This window comes from Ensifer oleiphilus (genome assembly GCF_013371465.1).
In the GTDB taxonomy this organism is placed as follows: Bacteria; Pseudomonadota; Alphaproteobacteria; order Rhizobiales; family Rhizobiaceae; genus Ensifer; species Ensifer oleiphilus.
Genome location: NZ_JABWDU010000001.1, coordinates 796,200 through 820,058, shown reverse-complemented (window position 1 = coordinate 820,058; position 23,859 = coordinate 796,200). Strand labels below are relative to the sequence as shown.

Sequence of the window (23,859 nt, the reverse complement as noted above, 5' to 3'; positions counted from 1 at the left end):
ACTCGACCACATCACAAAAGCAGGCCATGAGCAAGATCAGTAGAGATATCCGTCGCCGCACACAACCATCGAGACGGCAAGGAAACATCCATGGCAACGGTTACTTCAACCGGGGGCATAACCCCGGAAAAGACGGCATTTTCCGTCATCCTGGCAGTGAGCTTCTGCCACATGCTGAACGACATCATGCAGTCGCTGCTGACGGCGCTCTATCCCTTGCTCAAGGCGAACTATTCGCTCGATTTCGTGCAGATCGGCCTTCTCACCTTCACCTTCCAGTTGACGGCCTCGATGCTGCAGCCGGCCGTCGGCATCATCACCGACCGCTGGGCGCTGCCCTATTCGCTGCCGGTGGCAATGCTGTCCACCTGCTCCGGCCTGATCCTGCTCGCCAACGCCCATGACTTCTCGATGCTGCTTCTGGCTGCAAGCCTGATCGGCGTCGGCTCGGCAATCTTCCATCCGGAATCCTCGCGCATCGCACGCCTTGCCTCCGGTGGACGGCATGGCCTGGCGCAATCGCTGTTCCAGGTCGGTGGCAATGCCGGCAGCGCCATGGGGCCGCTGCTTGCCGCCTTCATCGTCCTCCCCTTCGGCCAGGGCAGCCTCAGCTGGTTCTCGATCGTGGCGATTATCGGCTTCTTCGTGCTCTCCTGGGTCAGCACCTGGTACGTGCGCCACCGCCGCTCGTCGATGAGCAAGCCGGCGCCGAGCCGCGCGCTGCCACTGCCGAAGAACCGCGTCATTTGGGCCGTTGCCGTCCTGGTGCTGCTGACGGCCACCAAGAATATCTACATGGCGAGCATCTCCAGCTACTTCACCTTCTTCGTCATCGAGAAGTTCAGCGTTTCCGTGCAACAGGCACAGCTGATGCTCTTCCTCTTCCTGGGCGCAGCCGCTGCAGGCACCTTCCTCGGTGGTCCGATCGGCGACCGCTACGGCGCACGCTTCGTCATCTGGTTCTCGATCCTCGGCGTCATCCCGTTCGCGCTGATGCTGCCCTATGCGAACCTTTTCTGGACGGGCGTTCTGTCGATAATCATCGGCTTCATCTTCTCCTCCGCGTTTTCGGCGATCGTCGTTTTCGCGCAGGAACTGGTGCCTGGGCGTGTCGGTCTGATTGCAGGCGTCTTCTTCGGCTTCGCCTTCGGGTTCGGCGGCATGGGTGCAGCTCTTCTCGGCGTTTTTGCCGACCGGCAGGGCATAGAGTTCGTCTACACCATCTGCTCCTACCTGCCGCTGCTGGGCATTCTGACGATCCTGCTGCCCAAGATGCCTGCGCGCCGCTAGCGCGTCGTGATCTTTCAGATTCGCTTGGCGCGCTTCAAGGTCTTGTTTTCACGCATGTCGTTATCGCAAAACCGCTGCATACTTTTGCGCGACATGCTTAGCGCGCACATCGAGCGTGTATTTTTCAACGGGCGCCGCCATGCGGCGCCCGTTCTGTTTTTTCTGCGTGGCAATGCCATGCGCGAGTCCTGCTATTTCCCGCAGCCCTGCGTAATCATTCATCAATTTTTGCGCGCTACGGTCGCTGAATGGGGCTTGGGCAAGGGTAGACAATGCGAAGGCGATCGGCGATTCCTGCCTTTTTGACGACGTTGCTTCTGGCAACGGCGGGGCAAGCCGAAACGCTCAACCTGCTGATCTGGGAATCCTATATCGATCAGGCAATCCTCGATCGCTGGACAGCGATAACTGGCGTCGGAATCCACCAGGTCTATTACGACAGCGGCGACACCCGCGATGAGGTGCTGGCCGACCCGAACAGCATCGTCGATCTGGTGGTGACCGGGGAGAACGGTGCTGCACTGTTCGGGCGCAAAGGGGTGCTGGAAGCGGTCGACGAAAGCAATGTCGCCTCGCTCAGGGACTATGATGAAAGCTGGCGCACGCGCTGCTCGAACCACGGCCTGCCGTACCTCTGGGGCACGATGGGCATTCTCTATCGATCGGACGTGCTGCCTGAAGCGCCGACATCCTGGCGAGACCTGATGCAGCCAGCGCCAGCGCTCCACAAACACGTTGCGATGTATGACGATCACAACGAGGCTTTCGTTGCGCCGTTGATGCTGCTCGGCCAGTCGATCAACACCAACGAACCCGAAACGCTCAAGACCGCCTTCAACATGATGAAGCAACAGGCGCCGTCGGTTCTGACCTATGAATACGTTATCAGCTCGATCCAGAACCAGGCGATCGGCAAGGATATCCATCTGGCGCTCGGCTATAGCGGCGACCAGCACGTCCTGAACGAAAAGGCCGGCACGCCCGGCGTCTGGCGCTATGTCGTGCCCAAGGAAGGCACGCTTTCCTGGCTCGACTGCATGTCGGTCGTCGCCAAATCGCCGAACAAGGCGCGAGCGCTCGCTTTCCTCGACTATATCGGCTCGCCCGGAAGCGCTGCCGCAAATGCGCAGACGCTCAACATGCCGACGCCCAGCAAGGCCGCCTTTGCGCTCCTGCCGGAAGCGACCCGCGCGGACCAGGCGATCTACCCGTCGCCGGACATTCTGGCCAAGAGCCAGTACCAGCAGGAACTGTCAACGACGTCGGTGCAGTTGCGCCGGCGCATCATCAGCACATTGGCGAATTTCCAGTGACCCTCGGCAAGCGCGCACTCATCCTGATCTTTCCCGTGGTGCTGGCCGGCTACCTGCTGGCGGCGGTTTCGGTCCATGTCACCCAGAGCCGCTCGATCCGGGCACTCGAACACGCCAAGCTGTCGCAGCGGTTGGAGCACGCCGCTGCCGTATTCCAAAACGAGATCGGCCGCAGCAAGGGCTTCCTCAATGCGCTCTTGAACAGCAATTCGCTGCGGCAGTACATTTCGGAAACCGACAGGAACTACCGGGCCAATGCGCTCGGCGTGCGACTGCAGGAAAGCGTCAAGTCGCTCTCTGACGATCCGATGGGCTACGTGTCGCTGGCGATCCTGACGTCGGACCTGCAATCCGAATACTATTTCGAAAACAGCTGGGATCCCTTCGCCGAAATCGACGAGGCACAACTCAACCTGTCGCGGCGACTGATCCGCGAAGAGAAGCTCGCCGACTGGACCTATCTCTCCGACGCCGGGCAGAAGGCCCGTATCGTCTATTCGTATTTCCTCGATCCCGTCACGTTCACGCGGCCGCTACCGAGCAAGAAATCGGGTGCGCTGCTGATCCAGGTGGCAATCCAGCCGGACCGTTTCCTCGACATGCAGGAAACCCTGAAGCAGGAATACGGCGCCGACGTCGTGCTTCAGCCCTGGCCGCTGGCGGTCACTGACGACCTTTCCGCAAGCGTGCACCTCGGACCATCGCTCTATGCGACGCTGACGGTCTCGAGCGATCATTTCGACCAGCTAATGGCACAGCAGAAGCTGCTGCTGGCGCTTGGCGCCGTGGCCATGAGCCTGTTTTCCATCTGGCTGATCATCGTGCTCATCCGGCGGTTCATCACCGATCCGATTGCCACGCTCGACGCCAACGTCATGGCGGTCATGGTCGGCGCTCATGACGAGATCCGCAACATGGCCGAGAAGGGCGAGATCGGTCGCTTGACCGAAAACATCAGAGAGCTGCATCGCCAGTCGGAACAATCGCTGAAGCTGGTGCAACGCAGTTCCTGGACCGACACGTTGACCGGCATCAGCAATCGCGGCCATTTCAACGCCGTTGCCGCCGGCATCGTGCGCGAGGCCATTGTCTCGGGTGAAAAATGCAGCCTGCTGTTCATCGACATCGACAACTTCAAGTTCGTCAACGACAAGCATGGCCATGAGATCGGCGACGAACTCTTAAAGACGCTGGCGACGCGGATCGCGATGAATGTCGAAGCGATCACCGAGCGGCGCGGCCAGAAGCCGGCAATTCTCGCACGGCTCTCGGGCGACGAATTCGCGGTGCTCGTTCGCTCCCGACCGGGCGACGGCACCGTACGGGAAGTCTCTGCCGCCATCCTGGCGCTGTTTGAAGACGGCTTCGAAGTCTCGGGCAAGAGTTATCCGGTCACAGCCAGCATCGGCGCTGCCATCTGCCCCGATGATGCGACCAATCTCGCCGAGCTGATCTCGAATGCGGATGCCGCGATGTATCAGGCAAAGACCAGCGGCAAGAACCGCTCGTCAAGGTTCTCGCGCGCCCTTCACGACAAGCGCACGCGCCTGCGCCAGATCCAGGACGAGTTGCGCTCACTCGATCCCGACGAACAATTCCATCTGGTCTACATGCCGATCGTCAATACCGATGGGCGTGTGACCGGCTGCGAAGCGCTCTTGCGCTGGTATTCGCCAGTGCTTGGCAACGTGACGCCCGACGAGTTCGTGCCGATCGCCGAAAGCTCCGGCCTCTTCACCAAGATCGACTGGTGGGTAATCAACCAGGCGATGTCCGACTGCCGGCAGCTGAAGGCGCTGTTCGGTCCCGATACGATCCTGGCGATCAATATTTCCTCTGCCGAACTGCATTCGAAGGCGATTGCCGACTATTTCTCCGATTGCCTCAACCGCCATGGGCTGCAGCCGCAATCGATCGAGATCGAGCTCACCGAGACATTCGCGGTGAAGTTCAGCGACCAGCTTCGCCGCAACATCGACGAGCTCCGCCAGAAGGGCTTCCGCCTGTCGATCGACGATTTCGGAGCCGGATACACCTCCGTCCAGCAGATCATCGAATACACCGCCGATACGATCAAACTCGACCGGGCGCTCGTCTCGAACCTGACCGCATCACAATCGCTGCCGGTTCTAAGGGCGTTGATCGCGCTCTGCCACGCCAAGGATGTGGCCGTGGTCGGCGAAGGCGTCGATACGCCGGAGAAACTCTCGATGCTGACGGCTGCAGGCTGCGACCTGTTCCAGGGTTACCTCATCAGCAAACCGCTGCCGCTCGAAGATCTCGGAATCTGGGCGCTGACGCGCACGGCCCGCTACGGCAACGAAAAGGATGATCGCAAGAACCAGCAGGCGATCGCCTGAACGCACATTCGCGCGTTTCATCATGCGGCGCCTCCGGTCGTTGCTTTGCCACGGGAATCGTGCGCCATCCCCCCCTGACCCCTTGACCTGACAGCCGCCTCGCCTTAACCGCAACGCAACAATTTCACAGCATGTCGGGAGCAGGCAATGAAGGTTCTTCTGATCGGATCGGGTGGACGCGAACATGCACTGGCATGGAAAATCGCGCAGTCGCCGAAACTGACCAAGCTCTACGCTGCGCCCGGCAATCCCGGTATTGCCGAGGAAGCGACCCTCGTCGCGCTCGACACCGACAATCATGTTTCAGTCGCTGACTTCTGCCTGGAAGAGGCGATCGACTTCGTCGTCGTCGGACCTGAAGGTCCACTTGTGGCCGGTCTCGCAGATGTGCTGCGCGCCGCCGGCATCGCGGTTTTCGGCCCTTCCGCTGCTGCGGCCCAGCTTGAAGGATCCAAGGGTTTTACCAAGGACCTCTGCGCCCGATACGATATCCCGACCGGCGCCTATGGCCGCTTCACCGACGCCGAAGCCGCCAAGGCCTATGTGCGCGACCAGGGCGCGCCGATCGTCATCAAGGCCGACGGCCTTGCCGCAGGCAAAGGCGTGACCGTTGCCATGGAACTCGACGAAGCGCTCGATGCAATCGATGACTGTTTCGACGGCGCCTTCGGCGCGGCCGGCGCGGAAGTGGTGGTCGAAGCCTTTCTCGACGGCGAGGAGGCAAGCTTCTTCTGCCTGAGCGACGGCAAGACCGCCCTGGCGCTCGCCTCGGCGCAGGATCACAAGCGTGTCGGAGACGGCGACACCGGCCCGAACACCGGCGGTATGGGCGCCTACTCGCCCGCGCCTGTGATGACATCCGAGATGATCGAACGCACGATGAAGGAGATCATCGAGCCGACCATGCGCGGCATGTCCGAAAGCGGGTATCCCTTTTCCGGCGTGTTCTTCGCCGGGCTGATGATCACCGCCAAGGGACCGGAGCTGATCGAATATAATGTGCGTTTCGGCGACCCGGAATGCCAGGTGCTGATGATGCGCATGAAGAGCGACCTGCTGCCGCTGCTCTATGCCGCGGCAACGGGCACGCTCGCAGGCATGGAAGCCGAATGGCGCGACGAGACGGCACTGACCGTGGTCATGGCTTCAAAGGGCTATCCGGGCAGCTATGACAAGAACACGCCCATCGAGGCGCTGCCTGCAGCCTCGACGCAGACCAAGGTGTTTCATGCCGGCACGGCGATGAAGGACGGCAGCCTGGTCGCAACGGGTGGGCGGGTACTTAACGTTACGGCGATCGGTGAAAACGCGAGCGCTGCCAAGGACCTCGCCTACGCCGCCGTCAACGGCGTTTCCTGGGACAATGGCTTTTATCGCCACGATATCGGCTGGCGGGCGGTTGCCCGCGAGAAGGCCTGACCGTCATCGGCAAATACGCCGGATCATTCAATTTTTACCAATTCTCCTGACGGGAAAGTAAGACAGAACGCATATTCTCGCCGAGAACAAACTCGGAGAGAAGACCGATGCGCCTGTTGCTGATCACCACCGCCGTTGCGCTTGCAGCCGGCAGCGCCTGGGCATCGTCGATCGACACCATCGTTTCCGGCCAAGCGGTCAACTCCAGCGTGGCGGCGGTGACTTGCCCGCAGTGCCCTCCCCTGCAAAACAGGAAGAAGGTCACCTATGTGGTGCCCGAAATCGACAAGGGCAGCGCCAAGGTCGAACTCAAGAAAATCAATGGCGAGATGAAGCTGGTGCGCACCGAGGCCTGGCTCGGCGGTTCACCCGTTGTTTTCGTCAGCAAGCCATCCGAGGATCTGCTCAAGGCGGCATCCGGTGAAACCGCGCAGGCTGATATGGCGACAGCCGCGGCCCTCGGCGACCTCGCAGATGCGAGCGATCTTGGCGTGGTCGCATCCACGATCGACGAGACTGCCAAGACTGCCGCGGTTCACACCATGACACAGGCGGCACCTGCCGTCGCGGCAGCGGCGACCGGCGAAACCTCACGGCAATTTGATCCGACCGGCCTCGAACTTCGGTTAAACTGAAGGTCTGAACGGGAAAGTTCCCTGCCCCAGTCAGCCGCCCCCTGCATTCAAAGGCTGACGGGCGATTCGCTGAAGAAGCGAGAGATTGCGTCCCTGAGAGAAGCAGGGGCGCAATCTTTTTATTCGGGCTTTCCATCGGGGTCGCGCACCCCATCAACCCGTTCCATCAACGCTTCGATCTCCCGGTCGGAATAGACCTCGATACCGTTCCTTGCGAGCAATGCGGCCGTCACCCCTTGTCCTGCGTGGCGGGCGCCGGAGAACGTTCCGTCATAGACGAAACCCGATCCGCAGGACGGGCTGCCGTCGATCAACAGCGCGAAACGACAGTCTGTTTCACGCGCGAGCGATAGCGCATTTTCCGCGGCGGTAAGAAACTCGCCGGTCACGTCGCGGCCAGTGTTCTCGACCACCGCCGCGTCACCGTCGAGCACATCCCTGCCCGATTTTCCCGACGCGATTTCGGCCGGCGGGCGCGGCACCGGCATACCGGCCGACATCTCGGGACAGATGGTGACAAGCCTGCCCTCTTCGCGCCAACGGTCTATGGCCGGGTGGAGAAGCGGCTTCGACGCGCCATCGTAGCGCACCGCGTGGCCCATGAGACAGGCGCTGACGAGGATCTTCGCCGTCATGCGCCCCTCCCCGTTATCCCGCAATCTTGGAGAAGTCGGCAACCGTGCCGGTCGCCGAGCGGATCAGACCGAGCAGTGCCAGCCGGTTTGCGCGGATCGACACGTCATCGTCGTTGACGAGAACATCGTTGAAGAACCGGTCGACCGGCTCGCGCAACTTCGACAAGGCCTGCATGGCGGAGCGGAAGTCTTCCCTCTCGATCGCATCGCGCGCCTCGCCGGAGCCGAGCTCAACTGCGGAATGCAGTGCCTTTTCGGCATCGAGACGGAAGAGGCCGGCATCAACTGCGTCGGCGACGGCAGTGCCCTTCTTCTCTTCGGCGGCCAGGATCTGCGTTGCACGCTTGGTGCCCGCGAGCAGGTTCTTGCCCTCCTCGTCGGTGATGAATGCGGTCAGCGCCTCGACACGGCGCGCGATCATCAGGAGATCATCCGCATCCGGCGTCAACACCGCATCGATCAGGTCGTGGCGGGCGCCGAGATCGCGCAGATAAACCTTGAGACGATCATGGAAGAAGGACAGCAGGTCCGCCGACACGTCGCCCGTCAGTGCCGGCTTCTGCGCCCTGAGAGCGGTCAGCGCGATCTCGAGGAACGGCACGAGCGGCAGGCGGGCCTTGCCTTCGAGGATAAGGCGGATCACGCCGAGTGCTGCGCGACGCAGGGCATAGGGATCCTTGGAGCCGGTCGGCTTTTCGTCGATTGCCCAGAAGCCGACAAGCGTGTCGAGCTTATCGGCAAGCGCCACGGTCACGGCGACCGCATCAGTCGGCGCACGGTCCGAGGGGCCGTTCGGCTTCCAGTGATCTTCGATCGCCGTGGCAACAGAGGCGTCTTCGCCCTGCAGCAGCGCATATTTGCGGCCCATGATGCCCTGGAGTTCGGGGAACTCGCCGACGGCTTCGGTGCGCAGATCGGCCTTCGCCAGCACCACGGCACGGTCGACCAGTCCGGCGTCAGCTCCGGTCACCTTGGCAAGCTCTGCGGCCAGCGCGCGGATGCGGGCGACGCGTTCGCCCTGCGTGCCGAGCTTGGCATGGAAGGTCACGTTCAGCGCATCGAGTTTCGCCATGCGCTGGTCGAGCGGCTTCATGAGATCGAGGCCGAACTTTTCGGCCGACGGCTTCAAGGTCTCGAGATCCGGCAGGTTGCCCTGGTCGCGATGCCAGAAATGGGCGGCGTCCGACAGGCGGGCGCGCACGACCTTGCCGTTGCCGTGCACGATCTCCTTGCCGCCGTCCTTCGCCTCGATGTTGGAGACGAGGATGAACTTGTTGGAGAGCGTGTCTGCGCCCGGCGCGCGGGTTACGAAGCACTTCTGGTTGGTCTTGATCGTCAGGCGAATGATTTCCGAGGGGATTTCGAGATAGCTCTCCTCAAAACGTCCCATCAGCACCTGCGGCCATTCGACGAGGCCGGAAACCTCCTCGAGCAGACCTTCGTCCTCGACGAGTTCAAGCCCGTTGGCGAAGGCGACGTTATGGGCGTCGGCGAGGATCATTTGCTTGCGGCGCTCGCCGTCGAGCACGACCTTCGCCCGCTCCAGCTTCTCGGCATAGTCGGCAAAGCGGCGCACGGTGATCGCTTCAGGCGCGTGAAAACGATGGCCATAGGTGATGTTGGAGGCGACGATGCCGTCGACCTCGAACGGGATCACATGGGTTTCGTCGGTTTCCGAGCCGAAGGTGCAGACGATCGACTGTAGCGGACGCACCCAGCGAAGGGCGCCCGGCCTGGCCGAGGCGGCACCGGAGCGCATCGGCTTTGGCCAGGGAAAGTTGCGGATAATGTCCGGCATCGCCTCGGCGACGATCTCTTCGGCAGGACGGCCCGGCTTGACGATGTGGGCGACGTAGAAATCACCCTTCTTCGGATCGTTATGGACATGCGCCTCGCTGATCGAAGACAGGCCGGCGCCACGCAGGAAGCCCTCGATCGCCTTTTCGTTGGCGTCGGTGCGCGGGCCCTTGCGGTCCTCGCGCACATCGGCGGAACGGGCGTTGAGGCCGCGGATATCGAGCGTCAGCCGGCGCGGGGTCCAGTATTCGCGCGCACCCTCATAGGTCAAACCCGCTTCGACCAGTGCGTCGGTCAAGAGCTTCTTGAGGTCGCCGGCCGCCTTGCGCTGCAGGCGGGCAGGAATTTCCTCGGAGCGGAGTTCGATAAGAAGATCGGGCATGGGAGATGACTTTTTCTGTTCCGGACGGTTGCCGCCGACTTAGCAAGCTCTGGTGAAAATGTCACCAAGCCCGACGATGAATTTGACCCGCAGCAAGGAGGCTCGTGGCGAGATTACCAGCCACCGCCGCCACCGCCGCCGCCGCCGCCACCGGAAAAGCCGCCGCCGGTGGAAAAGCTTGACGACGAGGATTTCGGCGGGGGCGGCAAGGACGCGGTCATGGTGTCGGCCATAGAGCCCGCAAAGCCGCCGATGCGATCGCCGAAAGAGGTCGAGCCGAAACCGTCGCCATGGTACCAGGCGGGCTGGTAGGCCGCCGCCGCAGCAGCCCCTGCGGCAGCGGCCAGCAGCCAGCGATCGAAGGTTTGCGTCCAGGGCTTTTCGACCCCGAGGGCAACGGCATAGGGCAGCAGCGTCTCGAAATGCCGGGGCGACATTTCGGGTGCCCCTTGCATGTTCATCCGGTCCTTCTCGGCAAGCGTCATGTATTGCCGGAGGCCGTCGATGCCGTCCATCATCCGCGTGCCGAGCGGGGTCGGCGCGCCCATCAGGAAGAAGAACAACACGTTGACGAGCACGATGCCGCCGATTGCAAACAGAAGCGGCAACTCGTCCGTCTCCGCGGCGGAATAGAAAACCACCGCCAGAATGCTCGAAAAGATGGTGAAGGCGACGAAGCCGATGAAGGCAATCACCACGATCGACATGATGCGGCTCATCAGGCTCTTTTCGCGCCGCAGGGATTTGCCGAAGGAAACGGCGAGGATCGAAATGACGAAGGCGATGAAGACCGGCACGATCACCAGCGGGATGCTGTCCTCGCTCAGATCGCCGAACACAAACACCGCAGCGATTGCCAGAACCGAGAGCAGCACGCCGGCAATGATGTAGCCGGTGTTTTCAAGATAATATTTGCCGCGGTGCTCGCGCTCCATGGCATTGCGAAAATCGGTACCCGTTGCCTGCACCTTCGTGCCGTTGGCCCGATCGATCTTCAGCTTGCCGCCGGCAGCATTGACGGCCTTCATCAGGCTCGCCTCGCCGGTCGGCAGCTTTTCACTGCCGCCCTTGCCGGTTGCGGCAATGACGATGGCGCTCTTCAGGTCCTCAAGGACGACATGGCCCTTGACCGCAAGGCTCAGCGCGGAAGCCGACAGCGCGGTCCAGCCCTCACCCGAAAAGCCCCTGTTGTCGATGTAGTTGACCAGCGCCGGAGAAATGCCTTCGGGCGCATCCCAACGCGGCACCATGACGCCGCGTGCCGGGTCTCGCCCCACCTTCAGCCAGGCGCGGCCATAGTAGAGGGCCACCACCACAAGACCCGCTGCGGCGATCAGAAGCGCCATATGATCGCGCATCCACCAGGCGTTTTCCTGGCTGGAGGAAGGCTGTGCGATGCTGCCTTTCGGCATCTTGACCGCGATCGTCAACCCCTCCTTCGGCCCCAGCCGCCGGGTGGTCGCAAAGAAAATCTCGCTGCCCTCCTCGGATGCCCGCGCGTCCTTGCCGGTCGCGCCGTAGCCACCGGTGAAAACATCGAGCGCCTCGGGTCGCACACCTTCCGGCAGATTGACGGTGGCACTCGCCTCATCGATCGGGAACGCCCATTCGGTACCGGTCACGTTCCAATAGAGTTCGTCGTGATCCTCGAAGAAGCGGATCTGCCGGCTCGTCTCGTAGGTGAACTGAAACGTATGCTCTCCGTGCGGCAGAAACACCTCCGCCGAGCCGGTGTAGATGCGGATGCCGCCCGAGATAGATTCGGTACGGTAGGGTTCCTCTTCTCCATCGCGCTCGACCGAAAGCAGCTTGAAATCCACCTTGCTGCGACGACCCTTGGCGTCGGTGAAGGTCAACGGCAGGTCACGAAAGATTCCCCGCCGGATCTGGTTGCCCTCGGCATTGGCCGTGATGGTCTCGGTAACCGTCAGCGTGCCGTCCTTGGCGACATCGATCACCGAATGATAGGAGGAAAACACTTCGTCCGCCCGCCCGGCACCCGCCGTCGCCAGCAGGAGGAACAACATGCCAAGCAGGGCGACGAAACGGGCCATACGGTCTCAGACCTTTCGATCGATATCGAGGAGCAGTTTATTCCCGCGCAATATCACGGACGATCGCCTGTGTAGGCGACGCCGAGCGATGCCAGCGCATCCCAATAGGCCGGATAGGTCTTGGCGACGCAGCCGGGGTCCTCGATGGCAATGCCGTGGATCTTCAGCCCGGCAAGGGCAAAGCTCATGGCGATGCGGTGATCGGCAAACGTGTCGATGGAGGCCGGCAACGTTTGGCCGGCAAGGCCGGGATCGGAGGAGACGATGAGATCGTCGCCCTCCTCGTGCGCCAGTCCCGGGCGGATGGCGGTCAGGCCCAGCGACAAAGCGCGGACGCGGTCGCATTCCTTCACGCGCAGATTGGCAAGCCCGACGAAGCGCACCGGCGTCTCGTTGAAGGCGGCAAGAACCGCGATCGTCGGGATCGCGTCCTGCATCTGCGAGCCGTCGATGACGGCCGGAAGATGCGGGAATTTTGAGATGACGTCGTGGGCGCGCGCATCGGGTTGCGAAAACACCGATGCGGGCACGCCGATATCGATGGCGCCTCCGGTCAACACTTCGGCGGCCCAGAGATAGGTCGCAGCGGATGCATCCGGTTCGATGGCGAAATCGGCAGCGCGATAGCCCGTCGGCGCAACCTGCCAGACGGATGGGCTCAATTGCTCGACCTCGGCGCCGAAGGCGCGCATCGCCGCAACGGTCAGATCGATGTAGCCACGCGCGCCGATTTCGTCGCCGGCAAGCTCGATGCGGACAGGGCCCTTGGCGCCGGGGGCAGCCATCAGCAGCGCCGAGACGTATTGGCTCGAAAGGCCGGCATCGATTTCGATACGGCCGGCGGGGAAGCCGCCCTTGCCTTTGACGGTGACCGGCGGGCAGCCGGTTTCCGACGCCACCTCGACGCCGAGCTTACGGAGCGCGTCGACAAGCGGCTTAATCGGACGCTTGCGCATGTGCTGGTCGCCATCGACGACCACCGGGCCGTCGACGAGAGCGGCAGCCGCCGTCAGGAAGCGTGTCGCGGTTCCCGCATTGCCGAGGAACAGCGGTGCCGACGGCGATGCCAGCCGACCGTTTCCGGTGACGACGAATGTGGTGTCATCAGGCTCATCGACTTGGACGCCCATCGCCCGCAGCGCATCGGCCATATAGCGCGTGTCGTCGCTCTTCAGCGCGCCGGTCAGCCGGCTCGTGCCCTTGGCAAGACCCGCAAGAAGCAGCGCCCGGTTGGTGATCGACTTCGAACCCGGTGGGCGGACGTGACCGCGCAAGGGATGGTCGGTCGGCAGGATGGTCAGCTTCTTCACGGTGTCACTCATGCTTAGGTCTCTTGATGCAAATAACGCCGCGCGCTCGGCTTCGGCAGGTCTCATATCATCTGGTTGAGGTCTCGGGTAACGTCCCGATCAGAATTTAACTTGCGGCACCGCACGGTCCGCCTCGTTGGCGATCTCGAAATAGCCGGCCTTCACGAAGCGGAAAGCATTGGCGATGAGGTTCGACGGGAAGCTCTCGACCTTGACGTTGAGGTCGCGCGCCGCACCGTTGTAGTAGCGGCGCGACATCTGGATTTCGCCTTCGATCGTCTCCAGCGAGCGCTGCAGCTCGGCGAAGTTCTCGTTGGCTTTCAGATCCGGATAGGCTTCGGCAAGGGCAAAGAGTTTGCCAAGCGCCTGCGACAGGGCGCCTTCGGCCGCCGCCCGCCCCTCGACATCGCCTGATGGCACCGCCTGGGCGCGGTTGCGCATCGCGATGACCTCCTCAAGCGTCGACTTCTCGTGCGCGGCGTAGCCCTTCACGGTCTCGATCAGGTTGGGGATGAGGTCGGCGCGCCGCTTCAGCTGGACGTCGATGCCCGACCAGGCTTCCTCGGCGATCTGCCGTGCCTTGACGAGGCCGTTATAGACGAAAACCAGATACAGGATCACGACGACGCCGATGGCCAGACCAATCATGGGATACCCTCCAAAAAAGCTCGGCAGAGATTACTGCATAATTCCTTAAATCGGAATCGATTTGGAGGCAAAATTATGCAGCAAGTTTAGAGTGTTACAGCGTCCTTGGCGCGTCATGCCTGACGCGCGGCGCTGCAACACCGGCTCTCCAGCTTCAAAGACCTTTCTTAAGCATCCGGGTGGAGAAACGCCCACCTCCCCAAATGCCACTCCAAAGCGCTGAACACACTGTTCACCACCTCGGCACATCCCTGAGCCAAAAGACTTCGATTCCTGTTCCATCGGGAACGGCGAGGAACCGGACGATCGGCGATAGTCGGCCCATCGTACAACCCCGGATATGAAGTGAAGACCATGAAAACGCTCGCAACCCTCACCAACGTGATCGCCTTCCTGGCGCTCTTCGTTGCCTATGCGAACGTTGGTTCTTCCGAGAAACCGTCAGGCGTTCGCAGGGCGCTTCAAACCTATTCCGGCCAACTCTACACCGAGGCCTATCCGACCCAGAAGCCGTTCTGCAAGAACAGCATCAAGGCCGGTGAGGTCGCATGAGATCGAATGCTGCAAAATCCGCTCCGCAAGCACGCTCGCCGCTTCGTCGGCGCCAAGATCGGTGACGTCGAACTCGATCAACTGATCGCATTTTCCCTTCAGCAGAACGTGCCGGCTTCTCAGATCGATCAACACCTGCGGATCGGTCAGCTTGTGGGCCCTTGAGCGACCCGCCCGCGTCAAACGCTTCAGGTTTTCCTCCATCGAACAATCGAGAACGACGGCAACGAAACGGGCGCCGCGATCGCAGGCAAGTCTCGCATAGTCGTCGAATGCGCGGCTGTCGAATTCGTCGTCCGACAGCGCATCGGTGAAGAGAAAGTTTTGGCCGGCATCGGCCCGGCGCACGTGATCGAGCACGGCAGTTCTGATCGTTGCCCGCAGCGAGCGATAGAGCGGCGTGCCCCTGGCAAACAGTGCCTCGGCAGGATTGATCAGCGTGTGATTGTCGGCAAGCCTCGCGCCGACGTGCTCGGCGAGATGGCGCGCTATGGTCAGCTTTCCGGTGCCCGGCCAGCCGTTGATATGAACGATGAGGCTGGCTGGCGCTGTAGTCAAGCAGCGTCCCGGTTGAGGTTGGCGCCGCCGGCGTCGGTCAGGAGGAACGCCTCGCCACAGGCCTTGGCCAACGTGCGCACACGCAGAATGTAGCTCTGGCGCTCCGTCACCGAAATCACCCCGCGCGCGTCGAGCAGGTTGAAGACGTGGCTCGCCTTGATGCACTGGTCATAGGCCGGGAAGACGCACTTGTGCAGGTGGGTGTTGGCACCGTCGCCCGGGGCGCCGGCTGCCAGAAGCGCCTGGCACTCCGTTTCCGCATCGATGAAGTGCTGGTGCAGCATGGCAGTGTTGGCGTACTCGAAATTGAAGCGCGAATACTCCTGTTCCGCCTGCAGGAACACGTCGCCGTAGCTGATCTTCTCGTCGCCTTCGCGGCCGTTGAAATTCAGGTCGTAGACATTGTCGACGCCCTGGACGTACATCGCCAGACGCTCGAGACCATAAGTCAGTTCACCGGAAACCGGCGAGCATTCGATGCCGCAGACCTGCTGGAAATAGGTGAACTGCGACACCTCCATGCCGTCGCACCAGCATTCCCAGCCGAGGCCCCAGGCGCCCAGCGTCGGGCTTTCCCAATCGTCCTCGACAAAGCGGATGTCGTGCAGCAACGGGTCGAGGCCGATCGCCTCCAGCGAGCCGAGATAAAGCTCCTGCAGGTTGGACGGGTTCGGCTTCAGGATCACCTGATATTGATAGTAGTGCTGAAGACGGTTCGGGTTCTCGCCGTAGCGACCGTCAGTCGGGCGACGCGAGGGCTGGACATAGGCCGCGCGCCACGGACGAGGGCCGAGCGCACGCAGCGTCGTTGCCGGATGGAACGTACCCGCGCCCACTTCCATGTCGTAGGGCTGCAGCACCGCGCAACCCTTGTCGGCCCAATAGTTGTGCAGCGTCAGGATCAGGGCCTGGAACGAGCGCTTGGGGTTCATGTGGTCGGGCAGCGAGGCGGTGGTCATGGGGAACGTCCGAATTCTTCACGAAATGAGAGCCGGACAGGTGCCACGCCGGGCGGCAGGGGTCAAGCGCCCAAGGCGACCTGCGTGCACGCAAAAGTGCGCGAAAAATCTCAGTCGTCTTCGCGCTTCAGCCGGTATTCGCCGGTCTCGGGATCCTTGACGAGGGTTCCGCTCGCGCCCGTCTGCTGCTCGCGGCGCGTTTGATCGCGCTGACGCGTCAGTTTCTGGGCATCCGCAATGAATTTGCGGTAGCCGATCCATAGAACGAAACCTGCGATCAGGAGCAGGATAAGCTGCGGCATTTTTCCTCCCAGCCATTCAAAGTGCTACAGCGACCATTGCGCGTCTAAAGCAAGACGCGCGGCGCTATAGGCCGGTCGCGGCTCAAAGCCCGAAACGCGCCCACAATGCCCTTTCCTCTACTGCTTCGGCAAGACCCGCCATCGCAGAGGCCGCGATCGGCGCGGCGATATCGCCGGCAATCGACGCACCCGTCTGGCGGCGCCCGAAAAGACTGCGCGCCGGCTGGATCAGTTCGAGCCGCGCCTTCTCGCCATAACGCTTCTTCACTTCGCCGCGCAGGTCGCCAAGGCCGTCGATCAGGCCGAGTTCCAGTCCGCGCCGACCGGTCCAGAACAGACCGGAAAAGACATCGGGGTGGTCGGCCAGCAATTGCCCGCGGCGGGCCTTCACCATCTGGATGAAAGTGTCGTGGATATCGAGCTGAAGGCTTTTCAGGAACTCGATGTCGCGTTCCTTTTCCGGCTGGAACGGGTCGAGCATGACCTTGTTCTCGCCGGCGGTATAGACACGCCGCTCGACGCCGATCTTCTTCAACAGTTCCGGGAAACCGAAACCGCCGGAAACGACACCGATGGAGCCGACGATCGACGTCGGGTCGGCGATGATCTCGTCGCCGGCAAGCGCGATCATGTAACCGCCGGATGCGGCCACGTCCTCGACGAAGATGAGCACGCGCTTCTTCTTTTCCTGCGCCAGATCACGGATGCGCTGGTAGATCAGCCGCGACTGCACAGGTGAGCCGCCGGGCGAGTTGATCGAAATCGCAACGGCCGGCGCTTCCTTTACGGCGAAAGCCTTCTCCAGCAGCGGCGCGGCAGAAGCAATATTGAGCGCCGGGCGAAACTGTCCGCCGCCGGCCATGATGGCGCCGTGAAGCCGCACGACCGGGATCGCAATGCCATCCCGCCGAAAACGCTTCGGCATCAGCCTTTTGAAGAACCCGGCCATGTCAACTCCTGCAATACGAACTCTTGTTCCTGCATGTATGCACTGGTCGCCCAAACGCAATGCCGCATACGGTAAATCAACGGCGCCGATAGGCAGCGCGCCCATTGTTGAGGTCGTCGACATCCCTGGAAAAGCGATGCGTGCCCTCCTCGTGCACGATTAGCGGCGCCCGCAGCACCAGCCGCTTGCGGCTCTGCTTGATCGCAGTGACGAGGATGCGCACGGCGTTTTCCCCAATGCGCGGATGCAGCGGTGTTATCTCGATGCCGCCGAAACGACGACCGCAGGCGGCGATGATATCGGCGATCGATTCCGGCCGGGCGATCAGCGACAATTGCCCGCCCGGCTTCATGATCGCGCCCGCCGTCTTGATCCAGATCTCGAAGAGGTCATCGCTCATCGCGTGCGCCTCGGCCTTCAGGCTGTCAGGCGTGCGCCGGTCGGACGCATCGTTGAATGGCGGGTTCATGATCACGTGATCGAAGACATCATCGGGCAGACCGGCGGCCCGGCGCGCGCGCCCGGCAAGCGAAACGTCGGCCTCGATCACCGAAACCCGCTCGGCGAAACGGCCGTTTTCCGGAAGCGCGAGGCTTCGGCGCGCGAATGCCGCCATGGTCGGCGAGCGCTCGACCAGCACCACCTCGGCCAGATCCAGCCGCGAGGCGACCGCCATGCCGGCAGCCCCCGCTCCGGCGCCAAGATCGGCGACACGGCAGGCGCGATCGGCAGCGACCAGCGAGGCGAGCATCATGGCATCCATACCGGAACGATGACCCTGCCCCAGCGGCTGCACGACATGGAACCTGCCGCGGTGGAACGCGTCGACCGTCTCGGCCCCGACAAGCGCAACGGGTTCTTCGCTCATGGCCGATCGTCACCCACCGGGGCCAACGAGCCGGCGATCATGTCCGCAACTCCGCTTCCAACCCCGCTTCGACGAGGATGCGGCGCGCGGCATCGGCATCATCGTCCGGCACGAGGAAACGGCGCGGCAGCAGACCCAGCGATCCCTCCAGAATGCTCATGCCCTGATCAGCGATCAGGCTGTTAATACCGGCGTCCTTCATCAGGCTCTCGGCAAAAGAGAGCAGAACGACGTCGTTGGTGCGGATCAATTCCTTCATCCAGCGGTTTTTCCTGTCCTATTTCAGCAAGCGGGACAATTCGCCTCTTGCCGCACGTGGCCCCCCTTCCTATTGTCGAAAGCGACAATGAAAACAGGAGTCCCGGTGTTGGGCGTAGTGATACCGCTGGAAGACAGCAAAAACAAACAGGCGTCCGTCAAGCCGCTCGTTGATCTGACGTCTGCCGACATGGAACGCGTCAACCAGCTCATCCTGTCGAGGGCCGGCTCCGACGTCCAGATGATTCCCGAGGTTGCCAACCACCTGATCTCGTCGGGTGGCAAGCGCCTGCGCCCGATGTTGACGCTCGCCTCCGCCGCAATGTTCGGCTACGAGGGCGACGCTCACGTCAAGCTCGCCACCAGCGTCGAGTTCATGCACACGGCAACGCTGCTGCATGACGATGTCGTGGATGAAAGCGATCTGCGCCGCGGCAAGTCCACCGCCCGCACGATCTGGGGCAACCAGGCAAGCGTGCTTGTCGGCGACTTCCTGCTCGGCCAGGCCTTCCGCATGATGGTCGATGTCGGCTCGCTCGATGCGCTCGACGTGCTTTCGACCGCAGCCTCGGTGATCGCCGAGGGCGAAGTGCTGCAGCTTTCCGTCGCCAAGAACATGGAGACGACCGAAGACGACTATCTCCAGGTCATCCGCGCCAAGACGGCAGCGCTCTTTGCAGCGGCCGCCGAAGTCGGGCCGATCGTCGCCCAGACCAGCAAATCCGACCGCAATGCGCTGAAATCCTACGGCATGAACCTGGGCCTTGCCTTCCAGCTCGTCGATGACGTGCTCGACTATGGCGGCTCGGCCAGCGAGCTGGGCAAGAATGTCGGCGACGATTTCCGCGAGGGCAAGATCACCCTGCCGGTGATCCTGTCCTATCGTCGCGGCACGCCGGAGGATCGCGCCTTCTGGCGTGAGGCGATCGAAGGTGGCGACAGCAGCGATGCGAACCTCGAAAAGGCGCTCGGCCTGATCAAGCGCTATGGCGGCTTGAGCGATACCATCGCCCGCGCCCAGCACTACGGCACGATCGCGCGCGATGCTCTCGCACCGCTGCCGGTTTCGCCGTGGAAATCGGCGCTGGTCGAGGTCATCGACTTCTGCATCGACCGGGTCAGCTGAGGCGACCTTCGGCCGAACCGGGACATTCAAGAGGAATTTCTTGCCGCATTGCGCCAAAAAAGCCATTCTGTTCCTCAAGAGTTGTGCCGGGCAACACGTGGCTGATTCCAAAACAACCCTCAGTCGTGCGCAAGGCCGAGAGATCGGCAATGAAAGGTTTGACATGCGGCAAAAGACGATCCTGCGCCTCCTCAGCGGCGCCGCACTGATGGCTCTTGCCACGGTTGGCGGCAGCTACCAGGCTTTCGCCGAGGAAAAGGCCGCCGTCGAGGAGACCGAGCCTTTCGACATCACGACCGTCAACACCTTTGCCGGCGCGTTTCTCGCTGCCCGCACGGCCGACACGGATCGTGACTTTGCCGCGGCCAACGAACTTTACCGCATCGCCCTGCAGTTCGAGCCCAACAACAACGAGGTCAAGCAGCGGCTGATGATCACGCTGCTGATGGCCGGCAAGTTCGACGACGGCGCCAAGATCGCCGAGCAGTTGAAGTCCGATCCGGCCGTCGAGCGCATCACCACCGTGATCCGGGCGATCGAGGCGATCCGCAAGCGTGAGTACCGCAACGCGCAGAAGCTTCTCAACTATGAAGGCCCGAACGATCTCGACCGGCTGATGAACGGCCTGCTTTCCGCTTGGGCCAAATTCGGCCAGGGCAAGCCCAAGGAAGCGTTGGCTCAGGTCAACGGCCTTGAAGGGCCGGAGTGGTTCCGCGTGTTCAAGAACTACCACGCCGGCGCTATTGCCATCGCTTCCGGCGACAAGGCCACCGCACGCGCCAAGCTCAACGACGCGATCCTCGATCGCGAAGGCGGCAGCGCTGCGCCCGACACGTTCATGCGTGCGGTCGAGGCCCTGGCACGCTTCGAGGCGCGCGAAGGCAACAAGCAGAAGGCCCTGGACACGATCGCCGTCGGCGAGAACATGGTCAACAACTACACGCCGCTCGAGGCGCTCAGGAAGAACATCGAGACCGGCATACCCCAGGAACAGCAGGTCAAGAACGCATCTCAGGGGGCGGCGGCCGTGCTCTTTTCCATCGGCGGTGCGCTCAACCGTGATGGCGCCGAAGACATCGTCTCGCTCTATCTCCAGACGGCCCGTCGTCTCGACCCGGATAGTGCCGACATCCTGGTGATGCTGGCCGGCATCGCCGAAAACCTGAAGAAGCCGAAGGAAGCAATCGAGCTTTACCAGAGCGTGCCCGAAGCCTCGCCGATGCGCAGGCTTTCCGAGCTGCAGCTTGGCCTCAGCCTTGCAGGCATCGGCAAGGTGGATGAAGCCAAGAAGCACCTGAAGGCGCTGATCGACGTCGATCCGAAGAACATCCGCAACTATCTCGCCTATGGCAGCGTGCTTTCCGATGCCAAGGATTACAAGGAGATGGGCGAGCTTTACGACCGGGCAGTCGACCAGATCGGACCCGTGCCTAAGCGCAGTGACTGGACAGTGTTCTTCCAGCGCGGCATTGCCTACGAGCGTCAGAAGCTGTGGGACAAGGCTGAGCCGAGCTTCCGCAAGGCTCTCGAGCTCAACCCGGATCAGCCGCAGGTGCTGAACTATCTCGGCTATTCCTGGGTCGACATGAACATCAACCTGGAAGAAGGGCTCGACATGATCCGCAAGGCGGTCGAGCTGAAGCCGGACGACGGATACATCGTCGATTCGCTCGGCTGGGCCTACTTCCGCATGAACCGCTTTGACGATGCGGTGGTCGAGCTTGAAAAGGCTGCCGAACTGATGGCCGGCGATCCGACCATCAACGACCATCTCGGCGATGCCTACTGGCGCGTCGGCCGCAAGCTGGAAGCCGTGTTCCAATGGACGCAGACGCTTGAGCTGAAGCCCGAGGAAGCCGAGATCCCGAAGATCAAGGCCAAGATCGAAAACGGCTTGCCGGCGCTGAAGGAAGAGGTTCCGGCCTCCGCCGACGCCAAGGAGACCGCGCCGAAGAAGGTCACCCCGGAGGCGCCTGCGCCGGACAAGAAGTCCTGACACCACCATGCCTGAAGGCGAGATCGCGGGCTTCGCGCTGACACGGGCGGCGCCCGCCAAGATCAATCTGGCGCTGCATGTCGTCGGCCAACGGGCCGACGGCCACCATTTCCTCGAAAGTCTCGTTACCTTTGCCGATCAGGGAGACCGGATCGGCCTCGCGCCGTCAAACGAGGACCGGTTCACCCTCTCCGGGCCATTTGCCGCCGAACTCTCGACGACGGGCAACGACCAAGACGGCAATCTCGTGCTCAAGGCGCGGGATCTGCTGCGCCAGGCGCTCGCCTTGGAGGGCGTCGACGCCGCCCCGGTGCACATACATCTCGAAAAGAACCTGCCCATTGCGTCGGGAATCGGTGGCGGGTCCGCCGACGCGGCTGCAACACTGAGGGGATTGCTCGATCTTTGGCACGCCCGGATCGAGCCAGTTTCTCTCGCGACCTTGGCGCTCAAGCTTGGTGCCGACGTGCCGATGTGCCTCGAAGGCCAACCGCTTGTTGCCCGCGGCATCGGCGAGGCGATCACCCCCGCTCCGGAGCTTCCCGCCTTCCCGATCGTGCTGGTCAATCCGCTGGTCGCCGTCTCGACCCCGGTGATCTTTCGGACGCTGCAGCAGAAGATCAATCCGTCGCTTGCCATCCCGGAAGGCCTCGAAAGCCACGCGGCCTGGCTCGCGGCCATGGCGACCCTGCGCAACGACCTGGAGCCGCCGGCTCGCCTGTTGCAGCCTGTTATCGCCGACGTTTCCAACGCGCTGGCAACGACAGGCGCCGCGCTGGTTCGGATGTCCGGCTCGGGCGCCACCTGCTTCGGCCTGTTCGATAGCGACGAAAGCGCGCAGCACGCTGCACACACTCTTTCTGCCGCCCACCCCGAATGGTACGTTCTCGCCGCAAGAACCGTGGGCAGGGGGAATTAGCATGGCCGGGACCAACGACAATCGCCCCTTCATTCCCGTCGGCATCGCCATTTTGACGGTCTCCGACACGCGCACGCCGGCCGACGATAAGTCCGGCGATACGCTTGAGGCGCGCGTCCGCGACGCCGGCCATCGCCTCGAAGCACGCACGATCGTGCCTGACGATCGCCAAAAGATCCGCGAACAGGTGGAGGCCTGGACGCTTGACGATGCAATCGACGTAGTGATCACCACAGGCGGAACCGGCTTTACCGGCCGGGACGTCACGCCGGAAGCGCTCGAGCCGCTGTTCGAGAAGCGCATGGATGGCTTCTCGGAAGTCTTCCACCGGATCTCCTATGAGAAGATCGGCACCTCGACGATCCAGTCGCGAGCGACCGGCGGCGTCGCCAACGCCACCTTCATCTTCGTCCTGCCGGGTTCGCCGGGCGCCTGCAAGGATGCGTGGGACGGCATTCTCAAGCAGCAACTCGACTACAGGCATATGCCGTGCAATTTCGTCGAGATCATGCCACGGCTCGACGAACATCTGAAACGGGGCTGAGTGGCCCGGTCTGCGCCCTACGGCGCGCTTTGAAGGACGCCGGTGGACATGCGGCAATCGACAATCCGTCGCCGTGACGCAAGCCTGTTCCCTGGGGAACTGCGAAGCGCCGGCCTGCCTGCTAATGCTTCATCCGTCAGCCCGCCTTGAAGGACAGCAACGAGACCCGAGCAAATCCTTCGGACGGAGCAAAGACGAACCCATCGCCGATGTCCCCCGGCGAGGGGAACAGAACATACGACGCGCGGCTCGCCCGGTCGCTCGGACACGAATTTGCTAGCAAGGATATTTGGTAGCTGCTTGGAGGTGCCGTCCGTAGGACTGGCACCTTTTTTGTTGACGCCGAGCATGCCTTGAAGCACGCCGCGTTCCTTCAGATCCGCCGCGCCCACTGCAAACTCGTGCTCTTTCGAATGTCTTTGCCGCAAAGCGACGGCAGACTTTGGCACAACAGGCTTCAGGCATCCTGCCTGTTGTCGACCGCAACCCAGGCCGGAACCAACTCCGTTGCCAGCTTTCGAACGCTGCGGACATTCGCCACCTCGCTCAGTTGCATCTTCCCGCGCGCGACCGCCAGAGCGTCGCCCTTGCGCACGAGGAAACCAGCCTCCAGCGGCTTCACCCGCCGCGCCAGACGATGCAGCAGCGGTCTGCGGTGCATCCGCGACGGAGAGAAACGGGCCGGTCCCTTGTGAAGGGATACATATTCGACGAGTTCGTCGACCCAGCGCCCGATCGGCCGCGCACCGGGCTCAAGCAGCATCAGCCATTCGCCACGCGCCGAGCGCACGATTTCGCCCAGATCCCAATCGACGCAGAAGCGGCAGCCGGCGGCGTCTGCTACACGCACCGACCCGTCCTTCGAGCCATGATCGAGGATGATAACATCGCTGACCAGTCCCTCCACTGCGCCCGCCACGAGCACGGATAGCGTCTGCGCCAGTTCCGCCTCGTTGTCGCGTGTTTCCATGATGATCGTCAGCAT

The 23,859-nt window shown here is 62.4% G+C and carries 22 protein-coding genes; 9 read left to right on the top strand and 13 right to left on the bottom strand.

Translation table 11 applies throughout. The annotated features are described in order from the left end of the window. Nucleotides 1–90: 90 nt before the first annotated feature. Nucleotides 91–1,290: an MFS transporter gene (locus HT585_RS03915; protein WP_176351689.1), complete on the top strand. Its 1,200-nt coding sequence runs from the start codon at nt 91–93 to the stop codon at nt 1,288–1,290. A gap of 60 nt (nt 1,291–1,350) precedes the next feature. Here HT585_RS03915 and HT585_RS03910 read toward each other — a convergent pair whose 3' ends face one another. Continuing rightward, nucleotides 1,351–1,512, bottom strand: a complete 162-nt coding sequence (locus tag HT585_RS03910; RefSeq protein ID WP_176351688.1) for a hypothetical protein — start codon at nt 1,510–1,512, stop codon at nt 1,351–1,353. 50 nt (nt 1,513–1,562) lie between these two features. Here HT585_RS03910 and HT585_RS03905 point away from each other — a divergent pair, with 50 nt between their 5' ends. From HT585_RS03905 to HT585_RS03890, 4 genes are all read left to right on the top strand, one after another. Next, on the top strand, nt 1,563–2,603 hold the full coding sequence (locus tag HT585_RS03905; protein ID WP_176351687.1) for an ABC transporter substrate-binding protein: 1,041 nt from the start codon (nt 1,563–1,565) through the stop codon (nt 2,601–2,603). Then, the gene (locus tag HT585_RS03900) at nt 2,600–4,963 is read left to right on the top strand and encodes an EAL domain-containing protein (protein WP_176351686.1); all 2,364 of its coding nucleotides are present in this window, start codon (nt 2,600–2,602) and stop codon (nt 4,961–4,963) included. Before HT585_RS03905 ends, HT585_RS03900 begins: the two co-directional genes overlap by 4 nt. A gap of 147 nt (nt 4,964–5,110) precedes the next feature. Next, nucleotides 5,111–6,382 (top strand): phosphoribosylamine--glycine ligase, encoded by a 1,272-nt coding sequence (gene purD / locus HT585_RS03895; RefSeq protein ID WP_176351685.1) that lies wholly within the window; start codon nt 5,111–5,113, stop codon nt 6,380–6,382. Nucleotides 6,383–6,489: 107 nt separating this feature from the next. Further along, the gene (locus tag HT585_RS03890; RefSeq protein WP_176351684.1) at nt 6,490–7,017 is read left to right on the top strand and encodes a plant virulence effector HPE1-like domain-containing protein; all 528 of its coding nucleotides are present in this window, start codon (nt 6,490–6,492) and stop codon (nt 7,015–7,017) included. Between the two features lie 119 nt (nt 7,018–7,136). Here the strand turns inward: HT585_RS03890 and HT585_RS03885 are convergent, their stop codons facing one another. From HT585_RS03885 to HT585_RS03835, 11 genes are all read right to left on the bottom strand, one after another. Then, a complete protein-coding gene (locus tag HT585_RS03885) occupies nt 7,137–7,652 on the bottom strand; it encodes a 2-thiouracil desulfurase family protein (RefSeq protein ID WP_176351683.1) in 516 nt (171 codons plus the stop codon). Nucleotides 7,653–7,665: 13 nt separating this feature from the next. Beyond that, on the bottom strand, nt 7,666–9,831 hold the full coding sequence (glyS, locus tag HT585_RS03880) for a glycine--tRNA ligase subunit beta (RefSeq protein ID WP_176351682.1): 2,166 nt from the start codon (nt 9,829–9,831) through the stop codon (nt 7,666–7,668). Between the two features lie 113 nt (nt 9,832–9,944). Then, the gene (locus HT585_RS03875; RefSeq protein WP_425513724.1) at nt 9,945–11,858 is read right to left on the bottom strand and encodes a DUF2207 domain-containing protein; all 1,914 of its coding nucleotides are present in this window, start codon (nt 11,856–11,858) and stop codon (nt 9,945–9,947) included. An 80-nt stretch (nt 11,859–11,938) separates the two neighbouring features. Continuing rightward, nucleotides 11,939–13,207 (bottom strand): 3-phosphoshikimate 1-carboxyvinyltransferase, encoded by a 1,269-nt coding sequence (locus tag HT585_RS03870; RefSeq protein WP_176351680.1) that lies wholly within the window; start codon nt 13,205–13,207, stop codon nt 11,939–11,941. 87 nt (nt 13,208–13,294) lie between these two features. After that, nucleotides 13,295–13,843, bottom strand: a complete 549-nt coding sequence (locus HT585_RS03865) for a LemA family protein (RefSeq protein WP_176351679.1) — start codon at nt 13,841–13,843, stop codon at nt 13,295–13,297. 441 nt (nt 13,844–14,284) lie between these two features. Beyond that, nucleotides 14,285–14,953, bottom strand: coding sequence for an AAA family ATPase (locus HT585_RS03860; protein ID WP_176351678.1), 669 nt, complete (start codon nt 14,951–14,953; stop codon nt 14,285–14,287). Next, a complete protein-coding gene (locus HT585_RS03855; protein WP_176351677.1) occupies nt 14,950–15,912 on the bottom strand; it encodes a glycine--tRNA ligase subunit alpha in 963 nt (320 codons plus the stop codon). Before HT585_RS03855 ends, HT585_RS03860 begins: the two co-directional genes overlap by 4 nt. A 110-nt stretch (nt 15,913–16,022) precedes the next feature. Continuing rightward, nucleotides 16,023–16,214, bottom strand: coding sequence for a membrane protein (locus HT585_RS03850; RefSeq protein WP_025426113.1), 192 nt, complete (start codon nt 16,212–16,214; stop codon nt 16,023–16,025). 82 nt (nt 16,215–16,296) lie between these two features. Beyond that, a complete protein-coding gene (locus tag HT585_RS03845; protein WP_176351676.1) occupies nt 16,297–17,163 on the bottom strand; it encodes a S49 family peptidase in 867 nt (288 codons plus the stop codon). A gap of 76 nt (nt 17,164–17,239) precedes the next feature. Further along, nucleotides 17,240–18,031 (bottom strand): tRNA1(Val) (adenine(37)-N6)-methyltransferase, encoded by a 792-nt coding sequence (locus HT585_RS03840; protein WP_176351675.1) that lies wholly within the window; start codon nt 18,029–18,031, stop codon nt 17,240–17,242. Nucleotides 18,032–18,068: 37 nt separating this feature from the next. Next, nucleotides 18,069–18,290: a putative signal transducing protein gene (locus HT585_RS03835; RefSeq protein WP_176351674.1), complete on the bottom strand. Its 222-nt coding sequence runs from the start codon at nt 18,288–18,290 to the stop codon at nt 18,069–18,071. A 108-nt stretch (nt 18,291–18,398) separates the two neighbouring features. On the opposite strand from HT585_RS03835, the gene HT585_RS03830 reads away from it, so the two are divergent. The 4 genes from HT585_RS03830 to moaB all read left to right on the top strand — a co-directional run bounded on the left by HT585_RS03830 (nt 18,399) and on the right by moaB (nt 22,874). Beyond that, entirely contained in the window at nt 18,399–19,415 is a 1,017-nt protein-coding gene (locus HT585_RS03830) for a polyprenyl synthetase family protein (protein ID WP_176351673.1), read from the top strand. Between the two features lie 163 nt (nt 19,416–19,578). Then, nucleotides 19,579–21,411, top strand: a complete 1,833-nt coding sequence (locus HT585_RS03825) for a tetratricopeptide repeat protein (protein ID WP_176351672.1) — start codon at nt 19,579–19,581, stop codon at nt 21,409–21,411. A 7-nt stretch (nt 21,412–21,418) separates the two neighbouring features. Further along, nucleotides 21,419–22,330, top strand: a complete 912-nt coding sequence (locus HT585_RS03820) for a 4-(cytidine 5'-diphospho)-2-C-methyl-D-erythritol kinase (protein WP_176351671.1) — start codon at nt 21,419–21,421, stop codon at nt 22,328–22,330. A gap of 1 nt (nt 22,331) precedes the next feature. Next, a complete protein-coding gene (gene moaB, locus HT585_RS03815) occupies nt 22,332–22,874 on the top strand; it encodes a molybdenum cofactor biosynthesis protein B (RefSeq protein WP_176351670.1) in 543 nt (180 codons plus the stop codon). Between the two features lie 457 nt (nt 22,875–23,331). On the opposite strand, the gene HT585_RS03810 is transcribed toward moaB, so the two are convergent. Further along, on the bottom strand, nt 23,332–23,859 hold the full coding sequence (locus tag HT585_RS03810) for a glycosyltransferase family protein (RefSeq protein WP_176351669.1): 528 nt from the start codon (nt 23,857–23,859) through the stop codon (nt 23,332–23,334).